Source organism: Pseudomonas sp. MYb193 (assembly GCF_002966775.1).
In the GTDB taxonomy this organism is placed as follows: Bacteria; Pseudomonadota; Gammaproteobacteria; order Pseudomonadales; family Pseudomonadaceae; genus Aquipseudomonas; species Aquipseudomonas paracarnis.
Genome location: NZ_CP023269.1, coordinates 5,476,327 through 5,489,444, shown reverse-complemented (window position 1 = coordinate 5,489,444; position 13,118 = coordinate 5,476,327). Strand labels below are relative to the sequence as shown.

The following is a 13,118-nucleotide window of genomic DNA, read 5'->3' as shown; positions in this document are numbered from 1 at the left end:
TGCCGGAGTATACGGCTAAAGACTGGATGAATATACACTGTCAAAACGCCGCCTGCAGCCTTACATGAAAGCTGCGCGGCAAAGCGCCGCATATACCCTCTCAATCGATGGGACTGGTAGAATCGCCGCCGGTTCACACGAGGTTTTTCCATGCACGATCCCCACAGCGAACGCATGAGTAGCGGCGAGACCCGAGCGGCAAGCGGTCTGGCCCTGGTGTTCGCCTTCCGTATGCTGGGCATGTTTATGGTGTTGCCAGTGCTGGCCACCTATGGGATGGATCTCGCAGGTGCGACCCCCGCCTTGATCGGCCTGGCGATTGGTGCCTATGGCCTGACCCAGGCGATTTTCCAGATCCCGTTCGGGATTATTTCCGACCGCATTGGCCGTCGCCCGGTGATCTATCTCGGGCTGATCGTATTCGCCCTTGGCAGTGTGCTAGCGGCCCAATCCGATTCGATCTGGGGCGTGATCGCCGGCCGCATCCTGCAGGGCGCCGGTGCGATTTCCGCCGCCGTGATGGCGCTGCTGTCGGACCTGACCCGCGAACAACACCGCACCAAGGCCATGGCGATGATCGGCATGACCATCGGCCTGTCGTTTGCCGTGGCCATGGTGGTCGGGCCCTTGCTCACGCGCGCGTTCGGCTTGCATGGGCTGTTCCTGGCCACAGGCGGCATGGCGTTGTTTGGCATCCTGATCGTTGCCTTTATGGTGCCGCGCTCCACAGGTACCCTGCAGCATCGTGAATCGGGCGTCGCACGCAAGGCGTTGCTTCCGACGCTCAAACACCCGGACCTGCTGCGCCTGGATTTAGGTATCTTCGTATTACACGCCATGCTGATGTGCAGCTTCGTCGCCTTACCCCTGGCCCTGGTGGAAAAAGCTGGCCTGCCCAAGGAGCAGCACTGGTGGGTCTACCTCACTGCGCTGTTGATTTCGTTCTTCGCCATGATCCCGTTCATCATCTATGGCGAGAAGAAACGCAAAATGAAACGAGTTTTACTCGGCGCCGTCGCGACATTGATGCTCACTGAACTATTCTTCTGGCAGTTCGGCGATAGCCTGCGAGCGCTGGTGATCGGTACGGTGGTGTTTTTCACCGCCTTCAACCTGCTCGAAGCGTCGTTGCCGTCACTGATCAGTAAAGTTTCACCGGCAGGCGGCAAGGGCACGGCCATGGGGGTGTATTCCACCAGCCAGTTCCTGGGTTCCGCGTTGGGCGGCATCATGGGCGGCTGGATGTTCCAGCATGGCGGTTTGTCGGTTGTGTTCCTCGGATGCGCCGGGCTGGCTGCACTTTGGCTGGTCTTTGCTGTTACCATGCGCGAACCTCCCTACGTCACCAGTCTGCGTTTGCCGCTATCGCCCGAGGCAATCCGCGAAGCCGGCCTGGTAGAGCGCCTGAAGGCTGTCGTAGGGGTAACGGATGCAGTCGTGGTCGCTGAAGAGGCGGCCATTTACATCAAATTGGACACCGAATTATTGGATCGCGCGACGCTCGAGCAACTGGTCAACCCAGTGCCGACAGCGCGCCCAGCCTAGGAGAACGTTATGGCCCGTGGGGTTAACAAAGTCATATTGGTCGGTACTTGCGGCCAGGATCCCGAAGTTCGCTACTTGCCTAACGGTAATGCTGTGACCAACCTGAGTCTGGCGACCAGCGAGCAATGGACCGATAAGCAGACCAACGAGCGCAAAGAGAAAACCGAGTGGCACCGCGTGTCGATGTTCGGCAAGGTCGCAGAGATCGCCGGTGAATACCTGCGCAAAGGTTCGCAGGTGTACATCGAAGGCAAACTGCAAACCCGCGAGTGGGAAAAAGACGGCATCAAGCGTTACACCACCGAAATCGTGGTCGACATGCAAGGCACCATGCAACTGCTGGGCGGCCGTCCACAGGGCGACCAACAGGGCCAGGGCGGCATGTCCAACTCGGCACCGCGCCCACAGCAGTCGCGTCCGCAGCCAAGCCAACAGCCACAGCGTGAGTCGCGCCCAGCACCACAACAGGCTGCCCCGCAACCGGCTCCGGATTTCGACAGCTTTGATGACGATATCCCGTTCTAAGGTCCAAGACCGACCCTGAACAAACAAAACCCCCGATAGCGAAAGCATCGGGGGTTTTTTATGGTCGACGTGCAGGCGTCGAGCGCGGGATGCCTTAGTACATACAGGCAGCACACCAACCCCAGCATTTGTTCTCATGGCTCACAAGATTTAGGCTGTCGCCACCTCTAAGAAAGAAGGAAGGCTGTGATGACCTGGTCCGCCAAGCAGTACACGATGTTCGAACAGCAGCGCACTCGCCCCGTCCGTGACCTGGTTGCGGCAATTCCCAACACCGACGTGGGCACCGCAGTCGACCTGGGGTGCGGGCCGGGAAACTCCACCCAAGTGCTGGCCGAGCGTTTCCCCCAAGCGCACGTCACTGGCATGGACAGCTCCGATGACATGTTGGCAGACGCCCGCAAGCGCCTGCCCAGGTTGAACTTCGAGCTGGCAGATATCGGCGCCTGGCATCCTGCGCAACGCTTGGATGTGATTCTGGCCAATGCCTCGCTGCAATGGCTGCCCGACCACGCCACGCTCTACCCGCATTTGGTCCACCAACTGAACCCAGGCGGTACGCTGGCGGTGCAAACCCCGGACAACCTTGACGAGCCCGCCCATCGTCTTGCCCGAGAAGTCGCGGCCGATGGCCCATGGTCGGCAAAGATAGGGGCGGTCAAACACAATGAACGGCACACCGCCAGTTATTACTACGAACTGCTGAGCAAGCATTGCAGTACCGTGGATGTGTGGCGCACCACCTATCAACACCCCTTGGCGGACCACGCGGCGGTGGTGGAGTGGTTCAAGGCTTCGGCATTGCGGCCTTTTCTTGCGCCGTTGACGGACGATGAAAAAGCCGCCTTCCTGCAGCAATACCAGGCGCGAATTACCCAGGCTTATCCAGCCCTGGCCGATGGCACGGTGTTGTTGCCCTTTCCGCGGCTGTTCATCATTGCCACACGCTAAAGCGATCAGCCCAGGTGGCGGTCACGCAGCCGCTGCTTGGGCTTTCAGATATTCCTCTGCCGACACTACAACCGCATAGCCAAATGCCAGGGAGGCCATGTACGCCCCGTGCACCTGTGCCGCCGGAATCACCTGGCCGTTGAATTCCTGGTCGCGGGTCGCGCAGGCGTCATGGATCACCGTAACCTTGTAGCCCAGGTCCGCTGCCGCCCGCACCACGGCGTCAACGCACATATGGCTCATGCTGCCCACTACCACCACATCGGTGATGCTGCGCTGTTCCAGCAGTTCGCGCAGGTTGGTTTGGCGAAACGCATTCACGAAGTGTTTGAGCACCACCGGTTCATCGCCCTCGTTGAGCACCTTGGCATGCAAATGCGCGCCTTCGGAGCCCGGTGTGAAGAACGGTGCGTCGTCGCCAGCGAACTCATGCCGTACATGAATCACCGCATCGCCTGCTTGTCGAAACGCCTGGAGCACCTGCGCCGCCTTGTCCGCTGCGGCTTCCACGCCGTCGAGCGGCCACTTGCCCTGGGGGAAGTAGTCGTTCTGGATATCGATTAGGATGAGCGCCTGCTTGGCCATGTGTGTTGCCTCGTGATGGGTTGATGGGCCTAGTATCTTAGCTGGCGATCACACCGAGAATTGGCTGCACCGACAATAACAGGGGGAAAACTGACAATGGCCGCGCAACGCAGCACTGTCGAGCTGGGTGTGTTGATCTACCAGGGCGCGCAACTCGCCGCAGTCCACGGGCTGACCGACCTGTTCGGGGTCGCTAACCGCATCGCCGCCGAGCATGAATCTGCGCAATTACCGCTGCTGCGGGTCAGCCACTGGCAGGTAGATGCCCACGGCACGCCCGCGCGCACGTTCGACAGCCACCCAGGCCCCGAGCAACCGATGATGGCCGTGTTGGTGCCGCCCTCGATTGCAGAGTTCACCGAAGACCAGGCGCCGCTTGCGCTGCTGGAATGGCTGCGCCTGCAACATGCGGGCGGCACCGTGCTGGGCGGCGTGTGCATCGGCTCGATCATGCTGGCGCGCAGCGGCCTGTTGGATGGCCGCAGTGCCACCACCCACTGGTCCTCCGCGAAATCTTTTGCGGCCTGTTACCCGGCGGTGCGACTGGAAGCGGATAAACCTATTGTCGATGACGGCGACCTGATCACCTCCGCTGGGCTGATGGCCTGGTCGGAGCTGGGCCTGCGCCTGGTCGATCGGCTTATGGGTCCGAGCATTGCAGCTGACACTGCGCGCTTTCTGGTGATCGAGCACAGCGCCAGTGCCAGCCAGTGCGGTAGCAACTTTGCGCCGATTCTCAGGCATGGTGATGGTGCGGTTCTCAAGGTCCAGCATTGGCTGCAGGCCAGTGGCGCGGTGGATGTGTCCGTGGCGGCGATGGCGCAGGAGGCGAACTTGGAGGCGCGCACGTTCTTGCGCCGCTTTCGCAACGCCACCGGGCTGAAACCCACCGAGTACTGTCAGCATCTGCGAGTCGGCAAGGCGCGGCAGATGCTGGAGTTCACTAACGGCACGATCGATCACATTGCCTGGACCGTCGGCTATCAGGACCCCAGCGCCTTTCGCGCCATCTTCAAGAAAATCACCGGCCTGTCCCCCAGTGATTACCGCAACCGCTTCGGGGTTTGAATCGTGCAGAACGCCGCAGGGTTCGCCCCGGGTCGTGCAAAATAAAACAGGCTAACGGCCATCACTTTTTGCGCAACTGATTGATTTAACAGCTCTCGCCTCAATCCCCGCGTTGGCCTGATCCATGCAACCTCACTGCTACACAAAGGTTGATGGAAAAGGGGACCGCATGACCCCCATAAGTCGCAAGAAGTTGGTGGTCGCCCACTCCATGCGAGAGGGGGCGCCCCTGCATGAAATCGAAACCAACCGAGCCCTCGCACGCTGGCTCGCGCAGATCCTGGGGCTCAAGTTCGGGGGCAGTTACGACCCGGCCCTGCATGCGGGTCGGGAATTGTATCTGCTGCCCACGCAAACCCTGGTCGGGCCCGCCCAAGCGCGCCAGCTCAATATCAAGGGGCCGGGCGATCTGTGGGGCGGCTATGTCGATCACGCGTTCATCTGCACCAAAGCCATCAGTCACGGCCTGCTGAGTCCCGAGGCAAAGGCGCCCGAAGGCTGGTCGCCGTCATTCTGCGAGCGTGTGCGTGACGTGGTGTTGGACGGTGTGAGTGTGTTCGCCCTTGAGGATGCACGGTCTGCCGCGACCCGCTTGCTCTACAGCGGCCCGATTCGTCTGAAACCCGTAAATGCCTGTGCAGGGCGGGGGCAGGAAGTTATCCACAGCCTGGATGAGTTCGACGCGATAGTGGCGCGCCCGGAAGCGGCCCGAATGTTCAATGAAGGTATGGTGCTGGAACAAGACCTGCACGAGGTGGTCACCCACAGTGTGGGCCAGAGTTTTATCGGCGATCACCTCTTCAGCTACTGCGGCGAGCAGCACCTGACGCAAGACGGGCAGGGGGAAGAGGTCTACGGCGGTTCCGATCTGCTGGTCGTCCCCGGTGATTACGCAGCCCTGCTCAAACTGGATCTGCCTGAAGACGTGCGTGAGGCCATCGAACAGGCGCTGGTTTTTGACCGTGCTGCGAATGAGGCCTACCCAGGCTTCTTCGCCTCGCGCCGCAACTACGACATCGCCCAAGGCCTGGACAGCACAGGCCAGCGCCGCAGTGGTGTGCTCGAACAATCCTGGCGCATGGGCGGGGCCAGCAGCGCGGAAGTCGCGGCGTTGCAGAGTTTTATCAACCATCCGGGCCTTAAGGCCATCCGTGTGTCCTCGGTAGAAACCTATGTAGACCAGGCGCTGCCGGCGCATGCCATCGAGGTATACCGAGGCCCGGCCGAAAACAGCGACTTTCTACTCAAGTATGTGACGGTCAAGACTTATGACGGCTAGAAGCGAGAGCATCACCATCGGTATAGACGACGAACAGATGAGCGGGACATTCCTCAGTCCCAAGTCCAAAGTGCCCGGCGTGTTGTTCGTGCACGGCTGGGGCGGCAGCCAGGAGCGCGACCTGGAGCGGGCCAAAGGCATCGCAGGCCTTGGATGTGTATGCCTGACCTTCGACCTGCGTGGCCATGCTGGCACCGGCATCCCCTTGTCCCGCGTCACCCGCGAAGACAACCTGCGCGACCTGCTGGCCGCCTACGACCGCCTGCTGTCCCACCCGGCTATCGACACCTCGGCGGTGGCAGTGGTGGGCACCAGCTATGGCGGGTACCTCGCGGCGATCCTCACCTCGTTGCGCCCGGTACGTTGGCTGGCGCTGCGAGTGCCGGCGCTGTACCGCGACCAGGAATGGCTCAAGCCCAAGCGCGACTTGGATAAAGCCGACCTGATGGATTACCGTGGCACCCTCGTGCACGCCGAAACCAACCGCGCCCTGCATGCCTGCGCGCAATTTACCGGCGATGTGCTGATTGTCGAATCGGAAACCGACGACCATGTGCCCCACGCCACCATCATGAGTTACCGCGCGGCGTGCCAGCAGACCCATTCGCTGACCCACCGCATCATCGACGGCGCCGACCATTCCCTGAGCGACCCGGTGTCGCAGCAGGCGTACACCTCGATCCTGGTGGACTGGATTACCGAGATGGTGGTGGGGGAGCGGTTGAGCATCATTCAGTCCCGATAGGTGTTGCCTTGGTGATCGCTATCGCGGGCAAGCCCGGCTCCCACCTTGGAATGCATTCCCCTGTGGGAGCCGGGCTTGCCCGCGATAGCGATTCAACAGTCACCACCGCCTCATCAGGCTGTCTTCTTCACTCGCAACGCCTTGGCCTTGGCCTCCACCCCCAAATACATCACCAGTGCAATCAACAACGGGCAGATAAAGTAAATCGCCCGATACGCGATCAGCCCCGCCAGCAAACTCCCCCGCGACGCCTCATGTTGCAACAGTGCAATGAACACCGCCTCCAACACCCCCAACCCGGCGGGGATATGGGTGACCACTCCGGCAATCGCGCTGATCAACAGCACGCCCAGCACCAGTGGGTAATCCAGTTTGGCCGGCAGCAAGGTAAAGATCACCGCGGCCATCAATGACCAGTTCAACGCACCCAGGGCCAACTGCAAACAGGCCATGCGCAACGACGGCAAGTTGATCTCGATGCCGCGAATCGACCACGCGCGCTTTTTCGAAAACCGGCACGCCGCCAGGTAGCCCAGGCTCGCGATCACCAATAACACCCCGACGCCTTGCAAGGCGCCGCTGCTGAGCTTCCAGCCTGGCGGCAGGGTCACCAACCCGCTGCTGAACACCAACCCGCTGCTGAACACCACCCCGGCCAACGCCATATAGCCGAACCAATTGGTGGCCAGGCTCAGGCCGAGGATCTTGGCGATATTGCTGGTGCTGACGCCCAGGCGCGAATACAGCCGATACCGCATGGCGATGCCACCGACCCAGGCGCTGAGGTTGAGGTTGAACGCGTAGCTGATGAAACCCACCGGCAATATCTGCTTCCAACGCAACGGCTGGCGAATGTAGGTGCGGCCGATCAAGTCGAAGCAGGCATAGACGATAAAACTGCACAGCGTCAGCGCGCCGGCGATGAACAATGTGCGTAGCTTGAACTCGCTCAGGGTCTGGAACACTTCGCTCCAGTCGATGCGCCGGGCCAGCAGGGTAAACAACACAATCAGCAGCACGAAGAACGCGATCGTCAGCGGTTTCTTCCAGCGCTTGAACCCAGAGGCTTGCGCTTGGGGGCGGGCTTCAGACGTCATGGGGCGTGGCCTCAAAAGGTTTCAAGCGCGGTTTGTGGGCCGGCAACCAACTGGCCAGTACCGGGAAATGGCGCATCACATGAAACACCAGGAAGCCCACGGTCAAGCGCCAGAGCCACAGGCGTGGCTTGCGCTTTTCCGGCATGGTCTGGCAATGATTGTGGGCGAGGGCTTCCAGGCGTTCGTAGAGCTGCTGATTGAAAGCCCGGTCGCGAATCAGCACATTGGCCTCCAGGTTCAATGCCAGGCTCAGTGGGTCCAGGTTGCTCGAACCGACGGTGCTCCATTCGTCATCCACCAGCGCCACCTTTCCGTGCAGTGGGCGTTGGCAGTATTCGTGAATCACCACGCCATCCTTGAGCAGATAGTCATAGAGCATGCGCGCGGCCAGTTTCGCCAACAGCACGTCGGGCTGGCCCTGCATGATCAATTGCACCTGCACGCCACGGCGCGCCGCGTTACGTATCTCGCGAAGCAGGCGATAGCCGGGGAAGAAGTACGCGTTAGCGATCACCACCCGCTGCCGGGCCTGGCTCAAGGCGTGGATATACGCGTCTTCGATGTCGTCACGATGCTGGATATTGTCGCGGTAAATCAGGCGTACCAGGCCGTCGCCTGGCTCGTTCGTCCAGGGTGAAGGCCGCTGTTGGCGCCGCCGCCAACCGCGACGGCTGCGCACCTGGCGGCCACTTTGGGCAAGGGCGAAATGGTGCAGGTCGGCCACGGCCGGGCCGATCACCTGCACGGCGTAATCCTGCTTGGCTTCGGGGCCGAAATCCGCCAAGTGGTCAGCAGAAAAATTGATCCCGCCGATAAACGCCACGCGGGCATCCACCACTACAATCTTGCGGTGCAGGCGGCGAAACCAGTTAGTGCGTATGCCGAAGGTCTTGGGCGCCGGGTCGAACATCTGCACCATCACCCCGGCTTCGGCCAACTCCCGCAGGAAGCCCGGGCTCAGCTCGCCGCAACCAAAACCGTCGAGGCTGACCACCACCTTTACCCCACGCTTGGCCGCCTCGATGAGGATGCTGTGCAGCTCAAAGCCGACCTTGTCTTCAAAAAGGATGAAGGTCTCCAGCAGGATCTCGCGCTCGGCGCTGCGCAATGCCTCGAACACGGCAGGAAAGTACGCCTCGCCGTTCTCCAGCAACGCCACCTGGTTGCCGCTCTGCCAGCCGTAATCCAGATATCGCGCCTTGCTGTCATCTGGCGGTTGGTCTGTGGCGATATGGTCTACCGCAACGTTCATAGCTCAACCTCCACCGACAGCGGTACATGGTCTGATAAATGGGACCAGGGGCGAGTGGTGAGCACGCGAGGGTTGTGCACCGTCAGGTTGCGCACATAAATGCGGTCCAGCGGCAGCAACGGCAGGCGTGCCGGGAAGGTGCGCGCCGGTTTGCCGAGGGTGTGCATAAACACTTCCTGCAGACCGCTTTGGCTCAGGTCGGCTTTTTGCCGCCAGTCATTGAAATCGCCAGCGACCACCAACGGCGCATCGGCGGGAATCTCGCTGATGCGTTGTTCAAGCAACCGCAATTGCTGTTGGCGATGCACCTCGCGCAAGCCCAGATGGATGCAGATCGCGTGCACCTGCTGACCGCTGCCCGGCAGGCGCAGCACGCAATGCAGCAGGCCGCGGTTTTCATGGCCGCTTTGCGAGATGTCGAGGTTGTCGTAGCGGATGATCTGGAATTTCGACAGCAGTGCATTGCCATGGTCGCCATGGGGGTACACGGCATTGCGCCCATAGGCAAACTGCGGCCAGATGCTGTCGGCCAGGAACTCATACTGCGGCATTTTTGGCCAGTCGCTGTAGCGCTGGGGATGGCGTTCGTGAGTGCCATGGATCTCCTGCAAGAACACCATGTCTGCGCCCACGCTGCGCACCGCTTCACGCAGCTCGGGCAAGATGAAGCGGCGATTCAGTGCGGTGAAACCCTTGTGGATATTAACCGTCAGCACCGTGAAACGGGTGATGGCGGTGGTCGGCGGGGTGGGGATCAGCTCTGGATGCGTCATGGCAATACTCCTGGTTCCGGCAGCCGGCCAGGTTCGGTGAGCAGGTGTTGGTCCAGCCCGAAACGTTGCAGCAATTGGCGTGCATCGAAGGGGGCACGAACTTTGATGTCGTTGTCGAAAAAGCAGAACACATCGCGCTGTTTACGCCTGCGGGGTGTGTGGTGAGGGTCGATTAGGTGTGCATCGGCAGGCTGCTTGCCCTGGGCCCAGCGATTGATGCGGTCACCCCAGCGCTGGAGCGCTTCGGCGCTATAACCGCTGGCGTATAACTGCTTGTCGCCGTGCAAGCGCAGGTACATGAAGTTGGCGGTCACGTCTTCCACGTACGGCCACTTGCCGGCAGTGTCCGCAACCACCAGCGCCACACCGTGCTTATCCAGCATCTTGATGAACTCGGGCACGGCAAAACTCATATGGCGAATCTCCACGGCATGGCGCAACGGCTTCTTGGCATAGGCCTTCATGCTCGCCTTGCCGTTCAGGCGTGGCTCATGCTGGCGGGCGAGGGCGGCGGCCTGTTGCGTGTTGGTGGGTAACTCGGCCAGGAAGGTTTCGAACAGCGTGGCGTCGAATTTGAAGCTGGGCGGAAACTGCCAGAGGATGGGGCCGAGTTTTTCTTTGAGTTCCAGCACCCCGGAAGCGAAGAAATTTGCCATCGGCTTGTGCACGTCGCGCAGGCGCAGGATATGCGTGATGAAACGGGGCGCCTTGACACTGAACAGGAAACCTTCGGGCGTATCGGCATACCACTCGGCGTAGCGCTTGGGGGTTTGCAGCGCGTAGAACGAGCCGTTGATTTCGATGCTGTTGACGGCGCGTGACGCAAACTGCAACTCGCGTTTCTGGGTCAGCCCTTCGGGGTAAAAGTCCCCGCGCCAGGGCGTGTAGCGCCAGCCGGAAATGCCGATGTGAATCGCCGCCATGTGTGCTCCCGTGGATGGTGGGTGAGGTGACCTCCGTTATGGGATGACTGCGCTATTTGGCTGAAAGTTTCCACATTCCTACAGGCGGTACAGGGTATGAAAATAGGGGAGGGCATAGCCCATGCGGGGAACGATCAAGGCCCAAACCCGTCAGTTCCTTACAGACCCTGCTGAAGGAGCTTGCTGTTTTGCTGAATCTAAAGACTGCATTACTGCTCGGCGTGCTGCTGCTTTGCGGCAACGGCGCATTGCAAGCCGCAGCAACGCCACCCGCTGCCGAGACGCCGGCCAAGCCGGAATTGCTGGTGCAAGGCGGGCTGCTGGGGGCCATCAGTTCCAGTATTGATGACGTGCAAGACAAGCTCGACCTCAACCAGAACCTCATTGACGCCTGGCGCCTGCGTGCCGACCGCGCTGCAGATGAAGTAGGGCGCCTGGTAGACCAGACAGCCGCACGCTCGCCCTGGAGCGTGGCGGGCGATTTTCTGCTGTTGTCCGGGGTGTGGGTCGGTGCCTTTGCGGTGTTGACGATGCTTGGGCGCTTGATTGTGCGACGGTCGAGCCTGCGCCCATTCCTCGCGCGGCGCCGGCGCCTGCAAGGCCTGCTGAGCTATGTGGTGCCCTACACGATTCCAGCGCTGATCTGCCTGCCGCTGACCCTTTATGTCAGTCACTTTTTACCTGCGTCTGTCGGCCGAGCCCTGGCACTGTGTTTTGCCTACGCCACCAGCAGTGGCATCTTTTCCACCTCGCTGTTGCTGTGCGTCATTGTCATGTTCAATGTCGGGCACAAGCGGCCTGCCGTGCGGATCATTCGTGACTATTGCCCCAAGCCTCTATTCCTGATCGGCTTTCTCGCGGCCCTCAGCGATGCACTGACCAGCCCGCAAATCGCTCGGCAACTGGGCGGCAATATCACCAGCAGCATCGCCGTGTTTACCGGCCTGTTTGCAGCGGTCATCTTTGGCGTGCTGGTGGTACGCCTGCGTCGGCCGGTGGCCCATTTGATCCGCAACCGGCCATTGGCCCAGCGCCTCAAACATCCGGCATTACAACAGTCGCTGCGGGTGTTTTCCGGGCTCTGGTACTGGCCGATTCTGTTGATGGTGCTGGTGTCGGCGGTCAACCTGATCGGTGCCGGTGACGACAACCAAGAGGCCCTGCGCTGCGCGCTGCTCACCACCTTGTTACTGATCGGCACGGTGTTTCTCAGCACCGTGCTGCAACACCTGTTCAAGTCCCGCAGCCAGGTATCGATCCAGCGCAGCAGTGCCTACAAGGAACGCTTCCTGAGTTTGCTGCACGCGATTTTGCGTATCGTCATGGCAATCGCGTTTATCGAGATACTCGGGCGTATCTGGGGCGTTTCGCTGTTCGAATTCGCCCAGCGCAACTCGGTGGGCAGGGCCATCAGTGATTCCCTCAGCAGTATCGGCCTGATCCTGTTGGTGACCTGGCTGTTCTGGGTGGTGCTCGACACCGCGATCCAGGAAGCCCTCAAACCGCCGGTGAATAAACGCTCCAGTCGCCAGCCCAGTACCCGGGTCAAAACCATCCTGCCGCTGCTGCGCAATGCGGTGAAGATCATCCTGGTGGTGATCTGCGCGATCACCACCATGGCCAACCTGGGCATCAATGTCGCGCCGTTGCTGGCGGGCGCCGGGGTGGTGGGACTGGCGATCGGTTTCGGTTCCCAGCAATTGGTGCAGGACGTGATCACCGGCCTGTTCATCATTATCGAAGACACCCTGTCCATCGGCGATTGGGTGGTGCTCGACTCCGGCCACGCCGGCACCGTGGAGGGCCTGACCATCCGCACCCTGCGCCTGCGTGACGGCAAGGGGTTTGTGCATTCGGTGCCGTTCGGGCAGATCAAGGCGGTCACTAACCAGTCCCGTCAATTTGCCTATGCGTTCTTCTCGGTGCAATTCACCTACGACACCGATGTGGACAGGGCCGTGGAGCTGATCCGCGAAGCGGGCCAATCGATTCGCGACGACGTGTTCCTCAAGTACAACCTGCAAGGGCCGCTTGAAGTATTTGGCGTGGACAAGATGGACCTCAATGGCGTGGTGCTCACGGCGCAGTTCCGTACGGTGTCGGGTGGCCAATACGCGGTCAGCCGCGCGTTCAACCAGCGTTTGAAAAAGCTTGTGGATAATTGCGAGTCGGTGCATTTCGCCCAGACTTATCCACAGCAGGTGCTGCTTGCACCCCCTACGGCGCTGAAACAGGAGGCCGCCGAACCCGACGTCAAGACACTTAATCCGTGACGGTTGCGCTACAAGCCCGCAAAATGCAACGATTCTGGCAATGACCTACGACAGGGCACACGCGCCTGTCGATAATAACCATCGTTCCAAACAGACCGGGCC

The 13,118-nt window shown here is 60.8% G+C and carries 12 protein-coding genes; 7 read left to right on the top strand and 5 right to left on the bottom strand.

The window, feature by feature from the left end; genetic code table 11:
• The first annotated feature begins 150 nt into the window (after nucleotides 1-150).
• From CLM72_RS25150 to tam, 3 genes are all read left to right on the top strand, one after another.
• Complete coding sequence (locus CLM72_RS25150; RefSeq protein WP_014720149.1) at nucleotides 151-1,545, top strand: MFS transporter; 1,395 nt, start codon at nucleotides 151-153, stop codon at nucleotides 1,543-1,545.
• A 9-nt stretch (nucleotides 1,546-1,554) separates the two neighbouring features.
• Nucleotides 1,555-2,070, top strand: coding sequence for a single-stranded DNA-binding protein (locus tag CLM72_RS25145; protein WP_105228726.1), 516 nt, complete (start codon nucleotides 1,555-1,557; stop codon nucleotides 2,068-2,070).
• Between the two features lie 189 nt (nucleotides 2,071-2,259).
• Complete coding sequence (gene tam / locus CLM72_RS25140) at nucleotides 2,260-3,021, top strand: trans-aconitate 2-methyltransferase (RefSeq protein ID WP_105228725.1); 762 nt, start codon at nucleotides 2,260-2,262, stop codon at nucleotides 3,019-3,021.
• 21 nt (nucleotides 3,022-3,042) lie between these two features.
• On the opposite strand, the gene CLM72_RS25135 is transcribed toward tam, so the two are convergent.
• The gene (locus tag CLM72_RS25135) at nucleotides 3,043-3,606 is read right to left on the bottom strand and encodes a cysteine hydrolase family protein (RefSeq protein WP_105228724.1); all 564 of its coding nucleotides are present in this window, start codon (nucleotides 3,604-3,606) and stop codon (nucleotides 3,043-3,045) included.
• Between the two features lie 96 nt (nucleotides 3,607-3,702).
• On the opposite strand from CLM72_RS25135, the gene CLM72_RS25130 reads away from it, so the two are divergent.
• The 3 genes from CLM72_RS25130 (at nucleotide 3,703) to CLM72_RS25120 (ending at nucleotide 6,698) form a co-directional block, all read left to right on the top strand.
• Complete coding sequence (locus tag CLM72_RS25130) at nucleotides 3,703-4,674, top strand: GlxA family transcriptional regulator (protein ID WP_105228723.1); 972 nt, start codon at nucleotides 3,703-3,705, stop codon at nucleotides 4,672-4,674.
• Between the two features lie 169 nt (nucleotides 4,675-4,843).
• On the top strand, nucleotides 4,844-5,953 hold the full coding sequence (locus CLM72_RS25125; RefSeq protein ID WP_105228722.1) for a DUF3182 family protein: 1,110 nt from the start codon (nucleotides 4,844-4,846) through the stop codon (nucleotides 5,951-5,953).
• On the top strand, nucleotides 5,943-6,698 hold the full coding sequence (locus CLM72_RS25120) for a S9 family peptidase (protein WP_105228721.1): 756 nt from the start codon (nucleotides 5,943-5,945) through the stop codon (nucleotides 6,696-6,698). The genes CLM72_RS25125 and CLM72_RS25120 overlap by 11 nt, the downstream gene beginning before the upstream one ends.
• Nucleotides 6,699-6,811: 113 nt before the next feature.
• On the opposite strand, the gene CLM72_RS25115 is transcribed toward CLM72_RS25120, so the two are convergent.
• Genes CLM72_RS25115 through CLM72_RS25100 form a run of 4 tightly spaced genes read right to left on the bottom strand, consistent with a single transcriptional unit; the run spans nucleotide 6,812 to nucleotide 10,743 of the window.
• Nucleotides 6,812-7,795 (bottom strand): lysylphosphatidylglycerol synthase domain-containing protein, encoded by a 984-nt coding sequence (locus CLM72_RS25115; RefSeq protein ID WP_105228720.1) that lies wholly within the window; start codon nucleotides 7,793-7,795, stop codon nucleotides 6,812-6,814.
• Nucleotides 7,785-9,047, bottom strand: a complete 1,263-nt coding sequence (gene clsB, locus CLM72_RS25110) for a cardiolipin synthase ClsB (RefSeq protein ID WP_105228719.1) — start codon at nucleotides 9,045-9,047, stop codon at nucleotides 7,785-7,787. Before clsB ends, CLM72_RS25115 begins: the two co-directional genes overlap by 11 nt.
• Nucleotides 9,044-9,820 (bottom strand): endonuclease/exonuclease/phosphatase family protein, encoded by a 777-nt coding sequence (locus tag CLM72_RS25105; RefSeq protein WP_032895083.1) that lies wholly within the window; start codon nucleotides 9,818-9,820, stop codon nucleotides 9,044-9,046. Before CLM72_RS25105 ends, clsB begins: the two co-directional genes overlap by 4 nt.
• On the bottom strand, nucleotides 9,817-10,743 hold the full coding sequence (locus CLM72_RS25100) for a DUF72 domain-containing protein (RefSeq protein ID WP_105228718.1): 927 nt from the start codon (nucleotides 10,741-10,743) through the stop codon (nucleotides 9,817-9,819). The genes CLM72_RS25105 and CLM72_RS25100 overlap by 4 nt, the downstream gene beginning before the upstream one ends.
• A 188-nt stretch (nucleotides 10,744-10,931) precedes the next feature.
• Between CLM72_RS25100 and CLM72_RS25095 the strand changes: the two genes are divergently transcribed.
• A complete protein-coding gene (locus CLM72_RS25095; protein ID WP_105228717.1) occupies nucleotides 10,932-13,016 on the top strand; it encodes a mechanosensitive ion channel family protein in 2,085 nt (694 codons plus the stop codon).
• The last annotated feature ends 102 nt before the right edge of the window (nucleotides 13,017-13,118 follow it).

Bases quoted from the DNA above. Each gene is read 5' to 3' on its own strand.
- CLM72_RS25150 (WP_014720149.1), top strand. From the start codon at position 151: ATGCACGATCCCCACAGCGAACGCATGAGTAGCGGCGAGACCCGAGCG.
- CLM72_RS25145 (WP_105228726.1), top strand. From the start codon at position 1,555: ATGGCCCGTGGGGTTAACAAAGTCATATTGGTCGGTACTTGCGGCCAG.
- tam (WP_105228725.1), top strand. From the start codon at position 2,260: ATGACCTGGTCCGCCAAGCAGTACACGATGTTCGAACAGCAGCGCACT.
- CLM72_RS25135 (WP_105228724.1), bottom strand. From the start codon at position 3,606: ATGGCCAAGCAGGCGCTCATCCTAATCGATATCCAGAACGACTACTTC.
- CLM72_RS25130 (WP_105228723.1), top strand. From the start codon at position 3,703: ATGGCCGCGCAACGCAGCACTGTCGAGCTGGGTGTGTTGATCTACCAG.
- CLM72_RS25125 (WP_105228722.1), top strand. From the start codon at position 4,844: ATGACCCCCATAAGTCGCAAGAAGTTGGTGGTCGCCCACTCCATGCGA.
- CLM72_RS25120 (WP_105228721.1), top strand. From the start codon at position 5,943: ATGACGGCTAGAAGCGAGAGCATCACCATCGGTATAGACGACGAACAG.
- CLM72_RS25115 (WP_105228720.1), bottom strand. From the start codon at position 7,795: ATGACGTCTGAAGCCCGCCCCCAAGCGCAAGCCTCTGGGTTCAAGCGC.
- clsB (WP_105228719.1), bottom strand. From the start codon at position 9,047: ATGAACGTTGCGGTAGACCATATCGCCACAGACCAACCGCCAGATGAC.
- CLM72_RS25105 (WP_032895083.1), bottom strand. From the start codon at position 9,820: ATGACGCATCCAGAGCTGATCCCCACCCCGCCGACCACCGCCATCACC.
- CLM72_RS25100 (WP_105228718.1), bottom strand. From the start codon at position 10,743: ATGGCGGCGATTCACATCGGCATTTCCGGCTGGCGCTACACGCCCTGG.